This is a genomic window from Streptosporangium amethystogenes subsp. fukuiense, from assembly GCF_042665875.1.
GTDB classification, from domain to species: Bacteria; Actinomycetota; Actinomycetes; order Streptosporangiales; family Streptosporangiaceae; genus Streptosporangium; species Streptosporangium fukuiense.
In genome coordinates this window covers 2,686,418-2,708,569 of record NZ_JBHTEE010000001.1, presented here as the reverse complement: position 1 = coordinate 2,708,569, position 22,152 = coordinate 2,686,418, and the positions used below count along the sequence as shown (strand labels likewise).

18 protein-coding genes are annotated in these 22,152 nt (G+C 71.3%); 8 read left to right on the top strand and 10 right to left on the bottom strand.

All coding sequences use genetic code 11. The features are described from left to right. The first annotated feature begins 403 nt into the window (after nucleotides 1–403). Entirely contained in the window at nucleotides 404–3,430 is a 3,027-nt protein-coding gene (locus ACFQVD_RS11725; RefSeq protein ID WP_343980620.1) for a glycosyl hydrolase, read from the top strand. 54 nt (nucleotides 3,431–3,484) lie between these two features. On the opposite strand, the gene ACFQVD_RS11720 is transcribed toward ACFQVD_RS11725, so the two are convergent. Together ACFQVD_RS11720 and ACFQVD_RS11715 are read right to left on the bottom strand one after the other, a co-directional pair. Continuing rightward, nucleotides 3,485–4,033, bottom strand: a complete 549-nt coding sequence (locus ACFQVD_RS11720; protein ID WP_364155048.1) for a hypothetical protein — start codon at nucleotides 4,031–4,033, stop codon at nucleotides 3,485–3,487. 144 nt (nucleotides 4,034–4,177) lie between these two features. Next, nucleotides 4,178–5,152, bottom strand: coding sequence for a tyrosine-type recombinase/integrase (locus ACFQVD_RS11715; protein WP_343980622.1), 975 nt, complete (start codon nucleotides 5,150–5,152; stop codon nucleotides 4,178–4,180). Nucleotides 5,153–5,242: 90 nt separating this feature from the next. On the opposite strand from ACFQVD_RS11715, the gene ACFQVD_RS11710 reads away from it, so the two are divergent. The 4 genes from ACFQVD_RS11710 to ACFQVD_RS11695 all read left to right on the top strand — a co-directional run bounded on the left by ACFQVD_RS11710 (nucleotide 5,243) and on the right by ACFQVD_RS11695 (nucleotide 8,719). Next, the gene (locus ACFQVD_RS11710; protein WP_343980625.1) at nucleotides 5,243–5,788 is read left to right on the top strand and encodes an MOSC domain-containing protein; all 546 of its coding nucleotides are present in this window, start codon (nucleotides 5,243–5,245) and stop codon (nucleotides 5,786–5,788) included. A 49-nt stretch (nucleotides 5,789–5,837) separates the two neighbouring features. Further along, nucleotides 5,838–6,635, top strand: coding sequence for a GNAT family N-acetyltransferase (locus ACFQVD_RS11705; RefSeq protein WP_343980628.1), 798 nt, complete (start codon nucleotides 5,838–5,840; stop codon nucleotides 6,633–6,635). A gap of 136 nt (nucleotides 6,636–6,771) precedes the next feature. Continuing rightward, on the top strand, nucleotides 6,772–7,875 hold the full coding sequence (locus tag ACFQVD_RS11700; protein ID WP_343980631.1) for a winged helix DNA-binding domain-containing protein: 1,104 nt from the start codon (nucleotides 6,772–6,774) through the stop codon (nucleotides 7,873–7,875). Nucleotides 7,876–8,074: 199 nt separating this feature from the next. Beyond that, nucleotides 8,075–8,719, top strand: a complete 645-nt coding sequence (locus ACFQVD_RS11695) for a LysE family translocator (protein ID WP_343980634.1) — start codon at nucleotides 8,075–8,077, stop codon at nucleotides 8,717–8,719. A 206-nt stretch (nucleotides 8,720–8,925) separates the two neighbouring features. On the opposite strand, the gene ACFQVD_RS11690 is transcribed toward ACFQVD_RS11695, so the two are convergent. Then, complete coding sequence (locus tag ACFQVD_RS11690) at nucleotides 8,926–9,297, bottom strand: VOC family protein (RefSeq protein WP_343980637.1); 372 nt, start codon at nucleotides 9,295–9,297, stop codon at nucleotides 8,926–8,928. A gap of 349 nt (nucleotides 9,298–9,646) precedes the next feature. On the opposite strand from ACFQVD_RS11690, the gene ACFQVD_RS11685 reads away from it, so the two are divergent. Both ACFQVD_RS11685 and ACFQVD_RS11680 read left to right on the top strand, forming a co-directional pair. Continuing rightward, a complete protein-coding gene (locus tag ACFQVD_RS11685) occupies nucleotides 9,647–11,200 on the top strand; it encodes an FAD-dependent monooxygenase (RefSeq protein ID WP_343980640.1) in 1,554 nt (517 codons plus the stop codon). A gap of 180 nt (nucleotides 11,201–11,380) precedes the next feature. Then, nucleotides 11,381–12,337, top strand: coding sequence for a LysR family transcriptional regulator (locus tag ACFQVD_RS11680; RefSeq protein ID WP_343980643.1), 957 nt, complete (start codon nucleotides 11,381–11,383; stop codon nucleotides 12,335–12,337). A 105-nt stretch (nucleotides 12,338–12,442) separates the two neighbouring features. On the opposite strand, the gene ACFQVD_RS11675 is transcribed toward ACFQVD_RS11680, so the two are convergent. From ACFQVD_RS11675 to ACFQVD_RS11645, 7 genes are all read right to left on the bottom strand, one after another. After that, entirely contained in the window at nucleotides 12,443–13,639 is a 1,197-nt protein-coding gene (locus ACFQVD_RS11675) for a vWA domain-containing protein (protein ID WP_343980646.1), read from the bottom strand. After that, nucleotides 13,629–14,378, bottom strand: coding sequence for an SRPBCC family protein (locus ACFQVD_RS11670; protein ID WP_343980649.1), 750 nt, complete (start codon nucleotides 14,376–14,378; stop codon nucleotides 13,629–13,631). Before ACFQVD_RS11670 ends, ACFQVD_RS11675 begins: the two co-directional genes overlap by 11 nt. A gap of 35 nt (nucleotides 14,379–14,413) precedes the next feature. Next, nucleotides 14,414–15,304 carry an AAA family ATPase gene (locus ACFQVD_RS11665; protein WP_343980654.1) on the bottom strand — a complete coding sequence of 297 codons (891 nt, stop codon included), beginning with the start codon at nucleotides 15,302–15,304 and terminating at the stop codon, nucleotides 14,414–14,416. Between the two features lie 81 nt (nucleotides 15,305–15,385). After that, nucleotides 15,386–16,273, bottom strand: a complete 888-nt coding sequence (locus ACFQVD_RS11660) for an XdhC family protein (protein ID WP_364155140.1) — start codon at nucleotides 16,271–16,273, stop codon at nucleotides 15,386–15,388. A 40-nt stretch (nucleotides 16,274–16,313) separates the two neighbouring features. After that, nucleotides 16,314–18,707 (bottom strand): aerobic carbon-monoxide dehydrogenase large subunit, encoded by a 2,394-nt coding sequence (locus ACFQVD_RS11655; protein ID WP_343968611.1) that lies wholly within the window; start codon nucleotides 18,705–18,707, stop codon nucleotides 16,314–16,316. Then, entirely contained in the window at nucleotides 18,704–19,201 is a 498-nt protein-coding gene (locus ACFQVD_RS11650; protein WP_343968609.1) for a (2Fe-2S)-binding protein, read from the bottom strand. The genes ACFQVD_RS11655 and ACFQVD_RS11650 overlap by 4 nt, the downstream gene beginning before the upstream one ends. 1 nt (nucleotide 19,202) lies before the next feature. Further along, complete coding sequence (locus tag ACFQVD_RS11645) at nucleotides 19,203–20,078, bottom strand: FAD binding domain-containing protein (RefSeq protein WP_343968607.1); 876 nt, start codon at nucleotides 20,076–20,078, stop codon at nucleotides 19,203–19,205. Between the two features lie 656 nt (nucleotides 20,079–20,734). On the opposite strand from ACFQVD_RS11645, the gene ACFQVD_RS11640 reads away from it, so the two are divergent. Continuing rightward, nucleotides 20,735–22,138: a glycoside hydrolase family 43 protein gene (locus ACFQVD_RS11640; protein WP_343968605.1), complete on the top strand. Its 1,404-nt coding sequence runs from the start codon at nucleotides 20,735–20,737 to the stop codon at nucleotides 22,136–22,138. The last annotated feature ends 14 nt before the right edge of the window (nucleotides 22,139–22,152 follow it).

Here is a 22,152-nt window from a genome sequence, read left to right as displayed (position 1 = left end):
CGCGACTTCGGGGAGAGCACCCCGCGCGGGGGTGAACCACCCGGCACCCAATCGACGTCGACCCCGGATCCTACGGTCCGGGGTCCATCCGCCCACGCCCGAGAACACCTCTGCGACCCCGGGGAGAAGCGACACCTTGACCGTCCTCCCCGCGGCTGAGGCCGGGGAATTCCGGCCCCCGCGGGCCGGGATTCCCGATCCACCGGCAACCGCCCGGCCGGCCTGAGCCGGCCGGTTCCCACGTCGCGTCCACAGGCGTCTCACCTCTCCGCCAACCCGTCGATCACACCGCGGCGGCCTGTCAGCGCCACCGCCGAACCCCTTACCGAACCGCGCGGCGCCGCGCCGTGCTTCCGCACCCCCCAGAGCCAGAGCTCGGGGTCTCCACGCTCAAGGAGATTCGATGAGTAACGACAGCGCCCGGCACGTCCGGTTCACCCGTAGGCGCCTCCTGCAGGCCGGGGCCCTCGCCGGAGCGGTCACCGCGGTCGGCTGGAGCTCCCTCCCGGGCGCGGCCACCGCCCGGACCTCCGCTCAGATCCTCGGCAAGGACAAGGACCTCACCGGTTGGTTCGCCAACCCGGGCCGCGACGTACAGCCCAGGTTCCGCTGGTGGTGGCCGGACGCGAAGGTCGATCCCGCCGAGATCAGGCGCGAGGTCGACCAGATCGCCGACGCCGGCTTCGGCGGCGCGGAGATCGCCGCCGTCCACCACAGCATCAAGGACAAGTCGGTCCTCGATGTGGCGGCCAACGGCTGGGGCACGCCGGCATGGAACGCCGCCGTCGAGGCCGCTCTCGACCAGGCGGCCAAGCGCGGGATCACCATCGACATCACCCTCGGGCCGAGTTGGCCCGCCGCCGTTCCCACCATTACCGCCGACAGCCCCGCCGCGGTCAAGGAGCTCGCCTACGGCACCGCGACCGTCGCGGCCGGCGCGGCGTACAGCGGTCCCGCCCCCGCTCCCGCCGTCGCCGCCGCCCCCGGCGTCACCGTGCAGAAGCTCATCCTCGTCCAGGCGGTCCGGGTCGACACGGCCAACTCCACCCGTAAGGAGACCGGGCTCGACGCCGCCTCCGTCCAGGACCTGACGGGCCAGGTCGCCGACGGGCAGCTCAGCTGGACCGCCCCGGCCGACGGGCAGTGGGTCATCCTGTCGTACTGGGAGCGCGGCTCCGGTCAGCGCCCCGAGTCCGACCCGCACACTGACCCGCTCTCCTACGTCGTCGACCACTTCAGCCGGGCCGGGACTCAGGCGGTGATCGACTTCTGGGAGGCCAACCTGCTGACCCCCCGGATCCGCGAGCTCCTGAAGAAGGCCGGTGGCGCCCTGTTCGAGGACTCCATCGAGTTGGAGACCGACGCGCTCAACTGGACGCCGGACCTGCCCGCCGAGTTCGAGCGGCGCCGGGGCTACCCGCTCCACCGGTACCTGCCGGTGATCGTGCGCAACAACGAGAACCCGGTCTACTCCTACGAGGCGGAACTGACCCGGCAGGTCCGGCATGACTTCTGGGAGACGGTCTCCGACCTCTTCAACGAGCACCACTTCACGATGCTCCGCGACTGGGCGCACACGATCGGCATGGGGCTGCGCGCCCAGCCGTACGGGCTGGAGACCGACGCGATCGCGTCCGCCGCCATCCTCGACGTCCCCGAGGGCGAGTCGCTGGGGTTCAAGAACCTCGACGACTACCGGGCACTGGCCGGCGGCCGGGACATGGCGGGCCGGATCGTGCTGTCCTGTGAGGCGGGAGCGTACCAGGGCGGTGCCTACAACACGACGTGGGAGAAGTTCCTGCGGACCATGGGCGGCGCGTACGCGGCCGGCCTGAACCAGACCTACCTGCACGGCTTCTCCTACGCCTCGGCCCCCGGCGTCAACTGGCCGGGCTATGCGGCCTTCACCCCGTACAACGGCGGGGTCGGCTACTCCGAGTCGTGGGGCCCTCGCCACCCGACCTGGCGGCACGTCCGCGATGTCTCCGGCTACCTGAGCCGCGTCCACCAGGTGATGCAGGCCGGAACGGTCAGGGCGGACGTGGCGGTCTTCCGGCAGAAGGGCTACACCAAGACCGGGATCGGTGCCAACTGGTTCACCGCCAGCGGCATCCCGCTCGGCTGGACCCACCAGTTCCTCAGCGCCCCGTTGCTCGACCTGCCGAGCGCGACCGTGTCCGGAGGCCGGCTGGCGCCCGGCGGGCCCGGGTACAAGGCGCTGTTCGTCGAGGGCGACCTGTTCGCCGGCGGCGACCGCACGCTCCCGGTGGTCGTCGCCGAGAAGCTGCTCGGTTACACCAGGGCGGGGCTGTCGCTGATCTTCCTTGGCGACTGGTCGGCGGCCAAGGTGCCAGGCGTGGCCAAGGAGGGCGAGAACGAGCGGCTGCGGACGATCCTCGCCGAGCTGTTCGCCCAGCCCAAGGTGCGCGTCGTGGCGGACAAGGCGCGGGTGGGCGAGGCCCTGGCCGAGCTGGGACTGCGGCCGGACGCGATGTACGCGCAGAGCTCGACCCTGCTCAACGCCCGCCGGGTCGCCGACGGTGTGGACTACTACTACCTCTGCAACGGCAAGCACGCCGAGACCGTGAAGCCGCCGGTCGCCGCGATCGACCACGAGATCTCGCTGACGCGCACCACCCGCGACGCGGTGCCGTACCGGCTGGACCTCTGGACCGGTCAGGCCGATCGGATCGCCGCCTACACCGAGGACGGTGACCGGGTCCGGGTCAGGGTGGCCCTCCAGCCGAGCCAGGCCGTTGTCATCGCGCTCGGCAAGCCCGGCCTGTTCGGCACCAAGGGGGGCCGCCGCCAGAACGCCGTCACCACCACCGCCGATGAGGTCCGTTTCATCGACGGAGAGCTGATGGTGCGCGACACCCAGGCCGGGAGCTACCAGACCGTCCTGTCCAACGGCCGCACGGTCACGACCGTCATCGAGGCCCTGCCCGAGCCGATGACGCTGACCACGTGGCGGCTGGAGGCCGAGGACTGGAAGCCGGGCGCCTCCGCCACCGAGACGGCCGTCGCCACATGGAAGCCGGCGCTCGACGCGCTCAAGCCATGGCCGCAGATCCCCGAGCTGGCGGACGTCTCCGGCATCGGCCGCTACACCGCCGTCGTCGAGCTGGGCGCCGGGTGGACCGGTGGGCACGGTGCCTACCTGGAACTGGGCGAGGTGTTCGACACCTGCCGGGTGACGGTCAACGGCAGGCGGCTGCCCCCCGTCGACCTGATCAACCCGGTGGTGGACCTCGGCGCGCACCTGCGCCGCGGGCGCAACACCATCGAGGTCGAGGTGGCCACCACGCTGAACAACCGCCTGCGCGTCGCCGACCCCGGCGTCTACAGCGGCATGCCCCGCCAGAACTACGGCCTGATCGGCCCGGTCCGGCTGGTCCCCTACGGTCAGGCCCGCGTCTCCGGCACGTGACGCCCGCTCGACGGAGGGCACCGTCCGGGCCCGCACGGCGGACACCGTGACGCTCTACGCCGTCGGCTCCGGGACCTGGACCTTCCCGGCCGTCGCCATGGGCTGATCCTCCACCTGCCCGGATCTCTCCGCCCGGGACCACGCGTCCCGGGCGGAGAGGTCCGCGGTTCCGGGGAGCGTCTCCGCGGGCCCGACGGAGACGGCCGAGGAAGGGGTGCGCTCGCGCACGTCCTCGCTGCGGATCGCCATCACAGCGGGCGGGCTGCCCAGGTCACCGTACCTGGCGGCGACGGCGGCGGTGATCGCCCGGCAGGCGTCGGCGACCGTCTCCTTCGAGGAGCCCGGCGGCTGACCGGCCGACAGGTGACCCAGCAGCGCCGCGAACCGCAGCTCCTCGGCCGCCGCGCGGGGAATCCCGTCGTCGGACGGCGGCAGGGGCCGGTCCAGCCAGAACACCCCGCCGCGCAGGAACGCGGGATATGTCACCTCGTCCCGCTGGAGCGTGCGCACCGAGTCGACCAGTAACCGCCCGAACTCCGTCAGGTCGGTATCCGGTGGCAGGTCGGTCGTGACCAGCAGCGAAACCCTCAGTGCGTTGACCATGAGCGGTTATCCCTCCTTGAGGTGGCTCATAGTAGGGGGCGCCACCGACAGTTACGGTGCGGCTGGTGAATCGTGGCGAGTCCGGGTTTCGATCAGAGGGCCGCAGGTACCGGTGGATCACCGCTCGCGGTCCCGCGCCGACGGTCAGAGTGGCCTGGGGGCGGGCAGGGTGATCCTGTCGACGGCCTCGCGGCGGCGCCGTTCGGGACGGCGGTCGTAGCGGGCCGTGGTGGCGGGGGAGGAGTGGCCGACGAGGGCCTGCGCGGTGGCCAGGTCCACCCCGGCGTCGAGCAGCTCGCCGATGAAGGTGCGCCTGAAGTCGTGCGGGGTACGTGCCCCGGCGCCGGCCTCGGCCAGGCGCCTGGCCAGGATGTCGGCGACCGCCTGGCCGGTCATGGGCGCTGGCCCGCGGTCCCTGGTCCGCAGCCGGCCGAACTTGCTGATGGGGCAGAACAGGGCACCCGCGGAGCGGCCCCGTACGGCCAGCCAGCGTTCCATCCTGGCCACGGCCTCGGTGGTGAGGTAGACCATCCGCTCCTTGTCGCGCTTGCCGCGCACCCGCAGCGAGCGGGAGCCGGGGTCGTAGTCGCCCAGCGCGAGCCCGGAGATCTCGGCGCGGCGGCAGCCGGTGGAGTAGAGCACCGCCAGCAGGGCGGCGTCGCGGACCCCCGCGGCGGAGTCGTCGCGATCGCAGGCGGCCAGCGCGGCGCCCACCACCTCAGGCGGGACGTGCTGGCCCGTTGGCAGGCGGGTGTGCTCGACCGTCGGCAGGTCCGCGGCGCGCTGGTACTCCTCGGCGGTCATCAGGCCGAGCCGCCAGGCCTCGCGCAGCACCCTGCGCAGCGCGACCAGGTGCTTGTTGACGTACGAGGGGGACCAGCCGCGCTCGGTCATCAGGGCGCGGATGCGTACCGTGTGCTCGTAGCGCAGCAGGTGCCAGGGCTGGCCCGCGCCGCTGGAGACCTCCTCGCCGGAGACGAGCGCCGCGAGCCTGTCGAGACAGCCGCGCATGGTGCGGCGGGACTCGGCGCTGGTCAGGGAGTCGAGATACACCCGGTAGGGGTCTCGTGCGGGCTCGATGGACGGGCCGGGCGAGACGGGGACGGCTGGCACGCTCACCGTGCCGACCCTACCGGGCGTCATGAATCCACGTCGTGAAGGCGCGGGCGCGAGATTCCATTCCCGCCGGATAGGAGGAAGGATCGCGGTATGACGGACGGACGAGTGACGGCGGTCAGCCGTAGCGCCACCCACACCTTCGGCAAGACCACGGAACCCGTCATCCGGCTGCTGGCCGGGCTGGGCGTGGAGGGGGACGCGCACCTCGGGGTGACCGTGAAGCACCGGTCGAGGGTGGCGCAGGATCCCACCCAGCCCAACCTGCGCCAGGTCCACCTGATCCAGGCCGAACTCCACGACGAACTGCGGGCCGCGGGTTTCTCGGTGGCCGCCGGAGAGCTGGGGGAGAACGTCACCACCCGGGGCGTCGACCTGCTGGGCCTGCCGGTGGGGACGCTGCTCGGACTGGGGCGGGAGGCGGTGGTGAAGGTGACCGGGCTGCGCAATCCCTGCGGGCAGATCGAGGGTTTCCAGAGGGGCCTGCTCAAGCAGGTGGTGGGCAGGGACGAGAACGGCGAGCCGGTCCGCAGGGCCGGGGTGATGGGCGTGGTGGTGGCGGGCGGTGAGGTGCGGCCCGGCGATCCGATCGAGGTGGAGCGGCCATCGCCCCCGCACCGGCGCCTGGACCGCGTCTAGGTCCATAACGCCATGTCGCAGCCGATAAGTGTGTGGTTGGCTGTCCCCAATGGACATCTCATCGCGCGCTTCCGCCTACCTTCGGGCATATGACGAGCAGCTCCGGGCCCGGCCGATGCCGGGTCGCACGGCCGAGAGGATCGGGCCGCTGCTGAGGGTCGTGTCGAACGGCCACGGCCAAGGTTTCCTGACATATCGCGACCTTGGTGGTTTGGAGGGTGTCGAGCTGGACGCCTTCATCGCGCGCCAGCGGGACTTCTTCACCCGGGTCGGGCGCGAGGTCGAGTGGAAGTACCACGGTTACGACCTGCCCGCCGACCTGCCCGAGCGGCTCGCGGCGGCCGGGTTCGAGGCGGGGGAGCGGGAGACGCTGCTCGTCGGCGAGGCCGGTGAGCTGGCCGGTGCCCACGTGCCACCCGCCGGGGTGCGGCTGCGCGAGGTGGCGGGGCGGGATGACCTGGAGCGCATCCGCGAGCTGGAGGAGACGGTCTGGGATGCCGACCACGGCTGGCTGCCCGGCATGCTGGAGCGCGAGCTCGCCGGCCCTGGGGATCCGTGCACGGTGGTGATCGCCGAGGCGGGCGGGCAGGTGGTGTGCGCGGCATGGGCGCGTTTCCACGAGGGCACCGACTTCGTCTCACTGTGGGGCGGCTCGACCCTGAAGGAGTGGCGGGGCAGGGGTATCTACCGGGCGATGGTGTCGTACCGGGCGGAGCTTGCGGTGGCACGAGGTTTCCGCCTGGTGCAGGTGGACGCCTCCGATGCCAGCCGCCCGATCCTGGCCAGGCTCGGCCTGGAGGCGATCACGACGACGACGCCGTACGTGTGGGTGCCGCCGACCCTCTGACCTGGCGTCGCCCGCGATCTGGCCCGCTGGAAGCAATATGAGGTGAGTTATTTGATTCTGGTAGCTTGGCGCGGATCAACTGGATCAAGACGAGATCGCGCCGTCGCGACTCGCGGCTCGCGACGAGAGGACACGCATGTCCGAGGTGCTAAGTCGGCGCGCGCTCAACCGGGCCACCCTGGAGCGGCAGCTGCTGCTGGCCCGCGCCGAGTCGTCCGCGTTGGAGGCGGTCCGGCACCTGTACGGCATGCAGGCCCAGGCACCCAACCCTCCCTACGTCGGGCTCTGGACACGCCTGGCCGGGTTCACCCACGGCGACCTCGCCCGGTTGATCAACGAGCGCCAGGTGGTGAGGCTGGCGCTGATGCGCTCCACCATCCATCTGGTCACCGCCGACGACTGCCTGGCGCTTCGCCCGCTGCTGGGGCCGACGCTGGCGCGGGGCCTGCGGGGGGGCATGCACGGCAAGGGCCTGGCCGGCGTGGACCTGGACGAGCTTGCCGTCACCGGGCGCAAGCTGGTGGAGGAACGTCCTTTGACATTCCGTGAGCTCGGGGTGCTGCTGCAGGAGCGGTGGCCGGATTCCCCGGCCGCCGCCCTGGTCGCCGGGGTGCGCAACACGCTGGCGCTGGTGCAGGTCCCGCCGAGAGGGATCTGGGGGGTGGGCGGCCAGGCCACCCACACCACCGCGGAGGCATGGCTGGGTCGGCCCCAGGACGAGCGGCCCTCCGCCGAGGAGGCGATCCGCCGCTACCTCGCCGCCTACGGTCCCGCCACGGTGATGGACGTTCAGCAGTGGTCGGGCATGACCCGCCTGGGGGAGATCGTTCGCGGGATGGGCCTGCGGACCTTCGCGACCGAGGACGGCGCGGAGCTGTTCGACCTGCCCGAGGCGCCGCGCCCCGGCCCCGAGACCCCTGCCCCGGTGCGCTACCTGTCGGAGTTCGACAACACGCTGCTGTCGTTCGCCCCGCGGACCAGGACCCGGATCACGGAGGAGGAGTATCGGGGGCGGATCTTCACGATCAACGGCATCATCAAGGCGACGGTGCTGGTCGACGGCTTCGTGCGGGGCATGTGGAAGGTGACGGGGAAACGGGGCGAGGCGATCCTGGAGGTGGAGCTGTTCGCGCCGGTGAGCGCGGGGGAGCGGGCGGACCTGGAGCTGGAGGGAGCACGCCTGCTCGACTTCGTCGCCCCTGAGGCGTCAGCTCGCGACATCCGCTTCCGCGAGGCCTGACCGCGCCGCTTCCGCGAGGTCGCGCCGGCCGATGGGCCAGGTGGGCGGTGTCCTTGACCGGGCGAATCAGGCCAGGGTCTGCACTGCCGGGGCGAGGGCGTCCCAGTGCCGTGGGCCGATCGGCCGGGGTCGATGGTTACCAGGCCAATTCTGGAAATTGGCCGTTCTCCCGGCGGGAGGGATGCTCGATGATGTGCCCATGATCTCTATCAGTGCCCTCGCGGGCATCGCCGTGGTCGCCCTCGGCCTGGTGCTCACCCCCGGCCCCAACATGATCTACCTGGTCTCGCGGTCCGTGACGCAGGGGCGCTGGGCCGGGCTGATCTCGCTGGCGGGCGTCGCGGCGGGCTTTCTGGTCTACCTGCTGGCGGCGGTGGCCGGGATCGCCACGATCTTCGCGGTGGTGCCCGCCGTCTACACGGCGGTCAAGCTCGCGGGCGCCGGGTACCTGCTCTGGCTGGCCTGGAAGACGATCAGGCCCGGCGGTGAGCCGATCTTCGCCCCCGGCACCCTCCCGGTGGACCCGCCGCGCCGGCTGTTCTCCATGGGGTTGGTCACCAACCTGCTCAACCCCAAGATCGCCATTGTGTACGTGTCGGTGCTGCCGCAGCTCGTCGATCCGGCCCGGGGCGACGTCGGCACGCAGAGCCTCCTGCTGGGAGCCATCCAGATCGTCATCGCCCTGTCGGTCAACGCGATGATCGTGCTGACCGCGGGCTCGGCCGCGACCTTCCTCGCGCGGCGGCCCACCTGGATGCGCGTGCAGCGCTACTTGACGGGCACCGTGCTCGTGGGCCTCGCCATCCGCGTCGCCGGCGACCGCTCGCCCGCCGTGGCCGCCTAGGGGCCGTTCTCGCCGGTGCCGGCCCGTCGCTCTCGTCCGGGTACGCCTTGGGGCCCGGCCCGGGGTGGCCCCTCCGGCACGTGACACCCGGGCCGCCACGCGCTCACGCGTGCGCTCCATGTCGTGGTCGGCCGCACGGTGTGCCTGGCGGGAACCGCCCGGATGCGGGGCGAGACGGGTCCGGCCGGGGGGCCGCGCTCCGGTTCTCAGCCGTGACTGAGGTCGACGACGCAGAAGACGTTGCCCTCGGGGTCGGCGAGGACCACGAAGTCGGGGTCGTCCGGATAGAGGTCCCAGTCGACGCGTTCGGCCCCCAGCGACACCAGTCGCTCCACTTCGGACGCCTGCCCGGCGGCGTCGGGGACGAACAGGTCGAGGTGCGTCCGGGGATGACGGCGCACCGGCGTCCTGCTGATGTCCAGTGCCAGCGGGACGCCGTCACCCTCCACCGGGTCGATCACGGTCCAGTCGTCCCCGGTCTCGCCCTCGCGCGGCGCGTAGTCCAGCGCCCGCGTCCAGAACCCGACGGCACGTCGCATGTCGGTGACGCCCAGCACCACCTGTCCGATCCTCACCATGTGCCGATCCTGGCAGGGATTCCCGGCAGGGGGGAACCCGGAGGGTCCGGGCCGCGACCGTGCCCGGGACCCTCTCCCGGTTCGCGGCCGTTGACGCGAACACGGCCACCGGGCTCGGTCGCGGACGTGCCTCCGGATGTGTTCCCCGGTGTTCGAGGAAGACGCGGACCTCTCGTCAACCGGGGTTGACGGAGGGTTGGTGTCAACCTATATTGACATTCACGGGCGGTGCGCGGGCGCCGAGACGGTTTCAACGCGTGGCCGTATACGGGCCGTGGCCGTTTCGCCGCCCCCTCGGCGGGTGGCGTGCCATCGCGCCCGCTCCCTCATCCGATCAAGGAGGTTTGTGATGTCCGTTGACGTCGTGATCGCCGGTGGTGGCCCGAACGGGCTGATGCTGGCCTGCGAGCTGAGCCTGGCAGGTGTCCGCCCGGTGCTGCTGGAGCGGCTGCCGGAGCCGGGCGAGGAGCCCAGGGCCAACGGACTGGTCGGGCGGGTGGTCCAGGTGCTCGACAGCCGGGGCCTGTACCGGCGGTTCACCGGTGCCTCACACCCCCCGGTTCCCGCGCCGTTCTTCATGTTCGGCGGCATGCACCTGGACCTGAGCGCGCTGGACCCCGGCCCGCTGCACATCCTCCCGATCCCGCAGCGCCGCCTGGAGCAGCTGTTACAGGAGCGGGCGCTGGAGCTCGGGGTGGAGATCCGGCGCGGCCACGAACTGGTGGACCTGGCGCAGGACGGGGACGGTGTCACGGTCGCCGTCCACGCCCCCGGCGGAGACTACGAGCTGCGCACCCGCTATCTGGTCGGCTGCGACGGAGCCCACAGCGTCGTACGGAAGCGGGCCGGTATCGGCTTCCCCGGCGCCACCGCCGAGGACGTCGTGTCGCGCAGCGCCCACGCCGTCCTGCCCGCCTCCGCGCTCGATCCCGCGACCGGCGAGCTGCTGCTGGCCGGGGCACGCTGGAGGCCGTTCATGTTCCACCGAACCGCACACGGCGTGTTCGCCCTCGCGTCGTTCGAACCGGGCGTGCACCTCGTGACCACCATGGAGTGGGGGCGGGGGCGGATCGACGAGCGGGTGCCGATGACCCTGGAGGAGTTGCGTGACAGCGTGCACAGGGTGCTCGGGGCCGACCTGCCGATGACCCCGCCGGCGAGCCGAGGCCCCCATGTGCTCCGCCGCCTCACCGGCGGCAACACCCGCCTGGCCGACCGCTACCGCGCCGGTCGCGTGCTGGTGGCCGGGGACGCCGCGCACGTCCACTCCGCGGTCGGCGGTCCCGGGCTCAACCTCGGCCTGCAGGACGTTGTGAACCTCGGCTGGAAACTCGCCGCCGAGGTTCACGGCTGGGCGCCGCCGGGACTGCTCGACACCTACCACGGCGAACGGCACCCCGTGGGCCGGCGGGTCGTCACGCACACCCGGGCGCAGGCCGCCCTGCTCGCCCCCGGCGAAGAGGTCACCGCGCTGCGCGAGCTCTTCGCCGAGCTGCTCGAACACAAGGAGAACCGGCGGCACATCGCCGAGCTCATGGCGGGTTCGGACATCCGCTACGACATGGGGGATGCCTGCCCGGTGCCGCACCCCCTCCTCGGCCGCCCGGCACCGGACCTCTCCCTCGCCACGGACGCGGGCGCCGTGCGGCTCGCGGACCTGACGCACGGCGCCCGGCCGCTCCTCCTCGACCTCGGTGGGGGCGACGAGCTGGAGGAGACGGCGGCGGGCTGGAAGGACCGGGTGGACGTCGTCACCGCCACTTCCAGCCGGCGGGTCCCCGCCGGGCTGCTGATCCGCCCGGACGGCTACGTCGCCTGGACGTCCCCTGACGAGGAAACGGGCGATCCCGTGAGCCTCGGCCTACGGGAGGCGCTGGCCACCTGGTTCGGCGTCCCCGCGTAGGTCTTCTCGTTCCGCGCCGCCCACCTGACCCTCGCCTGCCCTATCTCGACCCTGGCCCAGCGGTGGTTGCCGTTCGACATCCACACCCCGCCCCTGCGCCTCGCGGGCACCCCGTAGCCGCCGAACGCCCTCCGCGGCTCTCACTGTCGCCGGCGAAGTCCGTGCCGTAGCGTTCCACGCGTGACACCCACCCAGCTGCGCGCGTTCGCCACAGTGGTACGGCTCGGTTCGGTAAAGCTGGCGGCGGGGGAGCTGGAGGTGTCGGAGGCCGCCGTCTCGCTGCACATCGGCCAGCTGCGCAGGGAACTCGGCGACCAGTTGTTCACGCGGACGGCCTCCGGGCTCGCCTTCACCCCCGGCGGCCTGCGGCTGGCGAGCCGCGCGACGGAGATGCTCAGCCTGCAGGAGCGCACGATCGTCGAGGTGGGCCAGGCGGCCCGTGGCCGGCGGTTGCTGCGCGTCGCCGCGTCGAGCCTGTTCGCCGAGTACGCGGCTCCCGGCCTGATCGAGCTGTTCGCCGGCCGGGCCGCCGACCTCGATGTGGAGCTGAGCGTGCACGACCCGCGGAAGTTCGGCGCCCTGCTGCACTCGCGGGCGGTGGACGTGGCGATCGGGCCCAGGACGGGCAACCTGGACGAGTCGCTGGCGTGCCGGCCGTTCCTCAACTATCAGGTGATCGTCGTGTCCGGCCCGGACCATCCGCTCGCCGGGCTCGACGCCGGCGCCCACCAGCTGCGCGAGGAGACCTGGCAGCTCGGCCCGTCGGCCGCGGCGGACATCGGTGCCGTTCCCACGATTCTGCGCCGGGTCAGCGTGCCCGAGGAGCACCAGCGGATCTTCCAGAGTCACGCGGCGGCGCTGGAGGAGGTCAAGCGCAACCACGGCGTGGCACCGACGGTCTCCTTCGCGGTGGCGCGGGATCTGGCCACCGGCCGTCTCGTCCACATCGCCGGCCGCGCTCTCCGGTACGACGGTGTGTGGGCCACGCTGACCCTCGTCGAGCGTGGTGCCCCGTCGGTGGCCGCCGAGCTCGTCCGGTTCGTCACCACCCCGCGCGCCACGCAGGCCATGCTGCGCGGTCCGGGGGTGAGCCCCGGCCGGTTCCGCCCCTCCATCCACGTCACCCTCTGGAGCTAGGCCCCTTCGCCCACCGGGGTCAGGCGGCGCGCCGCGATCTTCTCCGCCGCCCTGCGAGGCACCAGCTGACCGATCCTCGCCACGGTGAGTTCCGCGGAACAGGACCTAACGGGCGGCGGAGATCTCGGCGATCACATGCCGCAGGGACCGGAAGGTGTCCGCGGGCAGCAGCCGGTCGCAGTACGGCAGGGCGGCGGCCATGGCGGCGACGCGCGGTTCGAAGCCGGGGGCGGAGGCCCTGGGGTTCATCCAGATCACCCGGTGCGCGCGCCGGCGCAGTCGCGCCATGGCGGCGGCCATGGCCTCCGGGGGGTCGCTGTCCCAGCCGTCCGAACCGATGATCACCACGGCGCCCCGTACCGACCCTCCGTGGTGGGAGGCGAGCAGAGCCCGCACGTTGGTCGCTATCCGTGTCCCGCCGAACCGGTCGGAGACCCTTTCCGTGGCCTGCTCGACGGCGACGGCCGCGGACCTGTGCGCCAGGATCGGGGTCAACCGTGTCAGCGACGTGGCGAAGGCGAACACCTCCGCGCCGGCGGCCAGCGCCAGGGCGCGCATCAGGTGCAGGTAGGCGGGCGCCTGCGCCTGCATGGACTGGCTGACGTCACAGAGCAGCACGACGCGTCGAGGCCTGTCGACCGCCCGCTCCCGCAGCAGGTGGAGTGGTTCCCAGCCGGTCCGGCGGGATCGCTGGACCGTGGCTCGCACCGCGACCCTCCTGCCACGGGGGTCGGCCGCGAGTCGCCGGCTGCGCCTGGTGGGCCAGTCGGTCACCGCGGAACGCAGCCACCCGCCGAGCAGTTCCATCTCCCGCGCGTCGAGTTCCTCGAACGGCACCTCCGCCCGCCCTTGGAGGTCGCTCGGCAGGCGGTCGGGCACGGCCGGCGGGCTGTCCGACCGCTCCGCGTCGGCGACCACCGCGGGGAGCGTCGCCCAGGGCAGCGCGTCCCCTGGCCGCCGGTCCGCGAAGGCGGGCGGGAAGACGGAGACGTCGTCGTCTCCGCCGGTCACGGCGGCCCGCGACCGGCGGCGCGTGGGCGGGTCCAGGGCGAGTGCCGCGTCGCCGAACACGGCCGCGAACACCGTGTCGAAGGTGTCGATCTCCGAGCGCCGCCGTACCAGGCTGATGCGGGCGGCCCAGTACAGCCTCGGCAGCGAGTCCGGAGGGGAGGCCGCCAGCGCGTTGACGAGGTCGTCGACGGCGGTGAGACCGACCGGCACGCCGTGCTGCCGGAGCCGGACCGCCAGCGCGACGGCGAACGCCGCCCGATCGACACCCGGCGCCGGCCCGCTAGGCGACAAGGAGGTAGACGACGACGGCGACGAGGACGACGAGGACGGCGAGGACCGGAAGCACCCGCCGGTAGACGGATCCGCCGGCGACGCTCATCACGTCCAGCGGTTCGGGGTCGATCGCCGGGGCGTTCTCGCCCGCTTCCCGGGGGACCGGTTCGGGGTCCGTCCGGACGTTCCCCGCTGCGGTCCCGGCCGGAACGCCTTCGGGTTCGGAGCCCGGCGGGACGCTCGCCGGCCGCCGGTCGGCGGTGGGGGGAGCGGCGGATACCGGACTCCCGGCGACCTCGGCCGCTGCGGCCGTATCGGCGGCGAGCCTTCCTTCGAGGCAGTCGACGAACTGGCCGAGCAGCTTCCCGGAGACCTCTTTGATCATTCCGCTGCCGAACTGGGCGATCTTTCCGGAGATCTTCAGGTCGGTGTCGACGGTGACGACGGTACGTGCGCCGTCGGCCCGGAGCAGTGCGGTGATGACCGCTGAGGCGTTGCCCGCCCCTCGCGAGTCACGGCCTCTGGCGTCGATGACGGCACGGTGGTTCACCTCGTCCTTCTCGACGAACCTGACCGTGCCCGCGTACTCGGAGACGACGGGGCCGACCTTCACCCGGACCTTGCCGGAGTGGACCTCGCCCTCGACACCGGTCAGCTGGGCCCCCGGCATGCACGGGGCTATCCCCTCGAGGTCGGTGAGCACCGTCCACGCCCGGTCGATCGGAACGTTGACCGTGAACTCATTGTCAATCCTCATGAACCGCCCTTTCTACGCCGTCTTCGTGCCGTCGATCAGGCGGTCGCGCCGCAGGCGTCGCCCGGGTCGTCGAGCGCGCCGGTGATCGTGTCACGGTCGTCGGGTGTCTTCGCGATGGTGCTCAGCGTCCGGACGACGTCCTGCCTGACCAGACGGGTCGCGCCGACCGCGGACAGGGCCGCGACCCAGTCGATCGTCTCCGCCATGCCGGGGGCCTTGTCCAGGTCGAACCGGCGCACCCGGCCGATGAACTCGGTGACCGACCTGATCAGTGCCTCGTTCGCGCCGGGTACCGAACGGCGCAGGATCTCCACGGCCCGCTCGGCCTCGGGAAAGTCGATCCAGTGGTACAGGCAGCGCCGCCGGAGCGCGTCGTGCAGGTCCCTGCTGCGGTTGGAGGTCAGTACGACGACCGGCCGGCGTTTCGCGGTGAACGTGCCGAGCTCCGGAATCGTGATCGAGGACTCGCCGAGGAACTCGAACAGCAGGGCCTCGAACTCGTCGTCGGCGCGGTCGATCTCGTCGATCAGCAGCACCGGCGGCACCGGGCCGTCGTGCCGGACGGCCCGCAGGATCGGGCGTTCCTGCAGGAACTCCGCGCTGAACAGGTCGGCGTCGGCCAGGCTGTCCCGCCGTGACTCGGCGAGCCGGATGGCGAGCAGTTGCCGCTGGTAGTTCCACTCGTAGAGCGCCTCGCTCGCGGTCAACACCTCGTAGCACTGCAGCCGGATCAGAGGGGTGTCCAGGACGCGGGCCAGGGCCTTGGCGGCGGTCGTCTTACCGACGCCGGGTTCCCCCTCCAGCAGCAGGGGCCGGTCGAGAACCAGCGCGAAGAACAGCGCCGCGGCGGTGCCCTCGTCGACCAGGTAGTCCATCTCGTCCAGCCGCCGCCTTACCTCGTCGGCGTCGGCGAAGGCCGGGGTCACGACGCACCCTCGGCGCCGGGACCGGTTCGCGACGGTGGCGGGCGATACTCCGGGCGGCGCGAGTCGGTTGCCTGCACGTCTCTACCGCCTGTCCTTCTCCGCGTGACGTTCCCGGCAGCCCGGTCCGCAGAACCACACGTCCTCGCCGTCGACGGCCAGGTGGGGCGTGTCGGGGGAGACGGTCACCGCCATTCCGCAGACGGGGTCGACGGCCTGGATGATCGGACTCGCCGCGGCCTCGCCGCCCGCGGGAGCGGGGACGGGTACCGCCGGGGTCAGCCCGCGGGTGCGGATCGCGGCGATGATCTCGGCCAGGATCGACACGGCGATCTCGTGCGCGGTGCGGGCCCCGATCTGGAACCCGGCCGGTGAGCTGATCCGGGCACGCTCGGTCTCGGTGAGTCCCATCTCCGCCAGCACCGCCGCGCCGCGCCGGCGGCTGGCCACCAGGCCGACGAGCCCGACCCCGGCGTCCAGTGCCGCGCGGATCGCGGCGGTCTCACCGCGCCCGTGGCCGGTCACCACGGCCGCGGTGGCGCCCGCAGGCCCCTGCCCGTCCGCCGCCCGCCGGACGGTGAGGTCCAGCGGGCCGGCCAGCTCGGCCAGCGCCTCGGCGATCGGTGACTCGCCGGCGACCCAGATCACCGGTGGCGGCAGCAACGGCTGGAGAAAGATCTCCAGTGCGCCGCCCGACAGGCAGGGGTTCACCACGACCTGGGCGCCGGGGGAGTCGGGGAAGGCCGGCTCGCCCTCCGGCAGCACCCGCAGCAGCACCGAGCGGCCGTCCCTGAGCGCGCCGAGAGCCGCCGTGCGCACGGAGCTCTCCGCGCACCGGCCGCCGACGAAGCCCTCGATGGACCCGTCGGGCAGCACGATGGCGTCGTCGCCGGCGTTGACCGAGGTCGGGTAGTGGGCGCGGACCACGAGCGCGTGGACGAACGGGACGCGGTCCGCGGCCAGTTCTCTCATTCGCACCGAGATACCGGAAGGCATGGACGCTCCGATTCGGTCAGATCGGCGGCTGCGGTGCGCCGCGCATGGCGTCCCACACTCGGGAGGGGGTGAGCGGCATGTCGGCGTGGCGGATGCCGAACGGTTTGAGGGCGTCGACGACCGCGTTGACGATCGCCGGAGGGGAGCCGACCGTCGCCGACTCGCCGACGCCCTTCGCGCCGATCGGGTGATGGGGCGAGGGTGTCACGGTGAATCCCGTCTCCCAGTCGGGAACCTCCAGCGAGGTCGGGATGAGATAGTCCATGAGCGACCCGCCCAGGCAGTTGCCGTCCTCGTCGAAGGCGATCATCTCCATCAACGCCATGCCGACGCCGTCGGTGAGACCGCCGTGCACCTGCCCCTCGATGATCATCGGGTTGATCTGGGTGCCGCAGTCGTCGACCGCGATGAACCGCCGCACCTTGACCTGGGCGGTGCCCGGGTCGATGTCGACGACGCAGATGTAGGCGCCGTGCGGATAGGTCAGATTCTCCGGGTTGTAGCAGATCTGTGCCTCCAGCCCGCCCTCGACGCCCTCGGGCAGGTCTCCCGCGCCGTGCGCCCTCATGGCGATGTCCTGGATCGTCACGGACTTTCCAGGGTCGCCCTTGACGTGGAAGGCCCCCTTGCGCCATTCCAGGTCGGCGACGGAGACCTCCAGCATTCCCGAGGCGATGAGCCGTGCCTTGTCGCGTACCTTGCGCGCCACCAGGGCCGCGGCCGCACCGGAGACCGGGGTGGAGCGGCTGCCGTAGGTGCCCAGGCCGAACGGCGTCTGGTCGGTGTCGCCGTGCACGACGTCGATGTCGGCGGGCGGGATGCCGATCTCCTCGGCGACGATCTGCGCGAAGGTCGTCTCGTGGCCCTGCCCCTGGGTCTGCACGGACAGTCGCACCACCGCCTTTCCGGTCGGGTGGACGCGCAGCTCGCAGCCGTCGGCCATGCCCAGGCCCAGGATGTCCATGTCCTTGCGCGGGCCAGCGCCGACCGCCTCGGTGAAGAAGGAGACGCCGATCCCCATCAGCTCACCGCGGGCCCGCCGCTCGGCCTGCTCGGCGCGGAGCTCGTGGTAGCCGGCGATCTCCATGGCCCTGCGCATGGTCGGCTCGTAGTCGCCGGAGTCGTAGACCCAGCCGGTCTTGGTGCGGTACGGGAACTGGTCGGGCTGGATGAAGTTCCTGACGCGCAACTCGACCGGATCCATCTCCAGCTCGTAGGCCAGGCAGTCGACGATGCGCTCGATGAGGTACACGGCCTCGGTGATGCGGAACGAGCAGGCGTAGGCGACGCCGCCGGGCGCCTTGTTCGTGTGGACGGCGGTCATCCTGCAGTACGCCGCCTGAAGGTCGTAGCTGCCGGTGAACACGCCGAAGAAGCCGGCCGGATACTTCACCGGGGCGGCGACGCCGTTGAAGGCGCCGTGGTCGGCGAGCACGTTGGTGCGGACGGCCAGGATCTTTCCGTCCCTGCTCGCCGCGATCTCGCCGCGCATGATGTAGTCGCGGGCGAAACCGGTGCTCGTGAGGTTCTCCGAGCGGTCCTCCATCCATTTCACCGGCTTGCCGGTGACGATCGACGCCACGATCGCGCAGACATAGCCGGGATAGATTGGAACCTTCCCCCCGAAGCCACCGCCGATATCCGGTGCGATGACCCGGATCTTGTGCTCGGGCAGGCCGGCGACGATCGCGTACAACGTGCGGTGGGCGTGCGGCGCCTGGGTCGTGGACCAGAGTGTCAGCCTGCCGTCGATCCGGTCGTAGTCGGCGACGCACCCGCAGGTCTCCATCGGCGCGGGGTGTACGCGAGGATAGACGATGTCCTGGCTGACGACGACGTCGGCTGTCGCGAACACCGCCTCGGTGGCCGCCTCGTCACCGGTCTCCCAGTCGAAGACGTGGTTGTTCTCCTTGCCCTCCAGGTCGTCGCGGATGACGGGGGCGCCGGGGTCGAGGGCCCTGCGCACGTCTGTCACCGGTTCGAGGACGTCGTACTCGACGTCGATCAGCTCCAGCGCGTCGCGCGCCGCGTAGTGGTCCTCCGCCACGACGAACGCGACCTCCTGGCCCTGGAAGCGGACCTTGTCCGTCGCCAGCACGGCCTGCACGTCGCCGGAGAGGGTGGGCATCCAGGCCAGCCCCTTCTCGGCCAGGGCGGCACCGGTGACGACCGCCTTGACCTTCGGGTGCGCCTCGGCCGCGCTGGTGTCGATGCTCACGATCCGCGCGTGCGCGACGGGGGAGCGGAGGATCGCCAGGTGCAGCATGCCCGGCAGGCGCACGTCGTCGCAGTAGCGGCCCTTCCCCCGGACGAACCGGGGGTCCTCCTTGCGCAGCATCCGGCCGTAGCCGACCGGCTTGTGGTCGTTGCTCTCGAACTCGGCGGCGAAGCGGTCGTCGGTGGTGGTCATGGCGCGCTCCCGGTGGTGGCGGCCGGCTGCGAGCCCGCCTCGTGAGCGGCGGCCCACCGGACAGAACGGACGATGGTCGCATAACCAGTGCACCGGCAGATCTGGCCGGAGATCGCCTCGCGGATCTCCTGCTCGGAGGGGTCTGGGTTGCGGTCGAGCAGGGCCCGCGCGGTCATCATCATGCCGGACGTGCAGAACCCGCACTGCAGGCCGTGGCACTCCATGAATCCTCGCTGCACGGGATCGAGTTCGCCGTCCTGTTCGAGGTCCTCCACCGTGCGTACCTCGTGGCCGCCGGCCATCGCCGCGAGCACGGTGCACGACTTGACCGGCTCGCCGTCGAGCCACACCACGCAGGTGCCGCAGTTGCTCGTGTCGCAGCCCCAGTGGGTGCCCGTCAGCCCCAGGTGGTCACGGAGGAAGTGGACCAGCAGCAGGCGGCCCTCGATCTCCCCGGTGACCTCCTCACCGTTGACGATCATCGAAACCTGCACGTCATCCTCCCTCGCTGATCCGGGCGACGGACCGCCGCAGTGCCCGCCTGGTGAGTTCCTTGGCGAGGTGGCGCTTGTAGTCGGCGCTGCCGCGCATGTCGGTGACCGGGCTGCAGCTCTCGGCGGCGAGGGCACCGGCCCGCTCGTAGAGCTCCTCGGACGGCGGCCTGCCGCGCAACGCCTCGGAGACCGCGGGCAGCCCCGTCGTGTTCGGGCCCACCGCGGCCAGGCCGACCCGGGCGTCGGAGATCACTCCGTCGGTCAGCCAGACGGCCGCGCCCGCGGACACGATCGCCCAGTCGCCCGCGCGCCGCTCGACCTTCTCGTAGGCACTCGACCCGTTCGGCCGCGCCGGGATGCGGATCTCGATCAGCATCTCGTCGTCCGCGACCGCCGTCTCGTACGGGCCGCGATGGAACTCCTCCATCGTCACGACCCGCTCCCCGGTCCGGCCGCGGATCACGCAGCTCGCCCCGAGGGTGGTGCACACGGCCGACAGGTCCTCCGAGGGATCGGCCTGGCAGAGCGAGCCGCCCAGGGTGCCTCGGTTGCGGACGATCGGGTCGGCGATGACCCGTTCGGCGTCACGGAAGATCGGAAATGCCCTGGCGAGCTCGTCCGACTCCAGCAGCTCGCGGTGGCGGGTCATCGCGCCGATACGGGTCTGCGCCGGTTCCATCCGGATGTATCCCAGCTCGCCGTGCAGATCGTTGATGTCGATCAGGTACTCCGGGTTGGCCAGCCGGAGCTTCATCATCGGGAGCAGGCTGTGACCGCCCGCGAGGAGCCGCGCCGAACTCCCCAGCCGCTCCAGCAACCCGATGGCGTGATCGACGCTGGTGGCACGCTCGTACTCCAACGGGGCCGGAACCTGCATGCGGACACCCCTCCGTCTCGTGCTCGGCAGCCCAGTGCACTCCGGCCCCGCGAAGCTGTCAACGGCCACCTAAGCATTCCCTTAATTCGCGAAAGAGGCGTCGGCCGGGGGCCCGGGGGCGGTCCGGCCGCCGCGTACCCCGAGTACGGGAGCCGGCGTGGCGGACCGGGGGATCGCCGGTGCAGGCTTCCCAGGACCGGCCGGGTCGCCGGTTCTCTCCCGGAGACGCCCGCGCCGGTCGCCGGTGTGAGGGCGTGCCGCGGAAAAGGGGGCGTTCACCGTCGGGAGGCGGTCACGCCTCCGGGGACGATCGAGGGACTACCGAATGTCCATGGCCGGCCCCGGTAAAACTCCTCTTCCGCTGTTCGAGACTCGGGCATCACAAATGTTAGCCCTATCATTTTTTTTCCAATCTTTTTCCGGCCGAAGGTGTTAAATGGGGGGGTAAAGTGCCAGGTCAAAGCGTTTTCGGCAGCCCTGGAGTTTGGGCCTTGACAGCGATTCTGTTATCGCAAACACTCAGGAAATCTCGGCGAAACAAAGCTCGGAGTTCCCCGTTCCGGGTGGCGAGTTCCCGTGATCGGAATTGTTAGCGTTAACACAAGTAATCGTCAGACATTGGCAAGCGCCATGATCACCCCCCCAGGAGCAGTGTCATGAGAAGACGATGGACAACGGCCCTCGCCATGATCTTCGCCTTCACCCTCGTCCTCGCCTTGGCCGGACCCGCGCCCGCCGCGAGCCCGATCACGACGTCCATCTACACCGCCGACCCCGCCGCGCTGGTCGTCGGCGACACCATGTACCTGTACACCGGCCACGACGAAGCGGCCCCAGGCGGCACCAACTTCGTCATGCGCGACTGGCACGTGTTCTCCTCCACCGACGCCACGACCTGGACGGACCATGGGGCGAGGCTCTCGCTGTCGAACCTCCCCTGGGCCGGTGCCGACGCGTGGGCGGGAGAGGTCGAGCCCCGCGGCGGCAAGTACTACTGGTACGTCCCGGTCAACGGCAACGGCGCGGGCTGGATGGACATCGGCGTCGCGGTCGGCGACAGCCCGCTCGGCCCGTTCACCGACGCCAAGGGCGGGCCGCTGATCAGCGACAGCACCCCGAACTCCTCGCCGCTCAACATCGACCCGACGGTCTTCACCGACGACGACGGCCAGGCGTACATCTACTGGGGCTCCTACTACGGCCTGCGCGCGGCCAAGCTCAAGCCCGACATGATCAACCTGGACGGCCCGGTGATCACTCCGGCGGGGGTGAGCAACTTCTGGGAGGCCCCCTGGATGTTCAAGCGGAACGGCACCTACTATCTCGCCTACGCCGCCAACGACTCCGGCTGCTCCCAGCCCGGCTACGCCTGCATCCGCTACGCCACCGCCACCAGCCCGCTCGGCCCCTGGACGCATCGCGGTGTCGTGCTCGACCAGGTCAGCTCGACCACCAACCACCCGGCCATCGTCGAGTTCAAGGGCCAGTGGTACATGGTCTACCACAACGCCGCGGCGCCGGGCGGGGGCAACTTCCGCCGTTCGGTCACCCTGGACAAGCTCTACTGGAACGCCGACGGCACCATGCAGAAGGTCGTGCAGACCTCCGGCGGAGGAGGCGGCCAGCCGCCCTCCGGTACCAACCACGCGCTGACCGCCACCGCCTCCACCTCGTACGTCTCTCCCTGGGAGACCCTCGGAGCGATCAACGACGGCTATGTCCCGGCGAGCTCCGCCGACCACAGCCACGGTGCGTACGGCAACTGGAACCACCAGGGCACCGAGTGGATCGAGTACCGGTGGACCACCGCCAAGAGCGTCGGCAAGGTGGCGACCTACTGGTTCGACGACGATCAGGGCATCGACCTGCCCGCCTCCTGCAAGGTGCAGTACTGGAACGGCAGCGCCTACGTCGACGTGCCCGGCCAGTCGGCCTGCGGCGTCGCGGCGAACACCTACAACGTCACCACGTTCACCCCGGTCTCGACCACCCGGCTGAGACTGAGCATCACCTCCAGAACCGGCTACTCGACCGGTGTCCTGGAATGGATGGCTCTCTAGGAGCACGCAGGCCC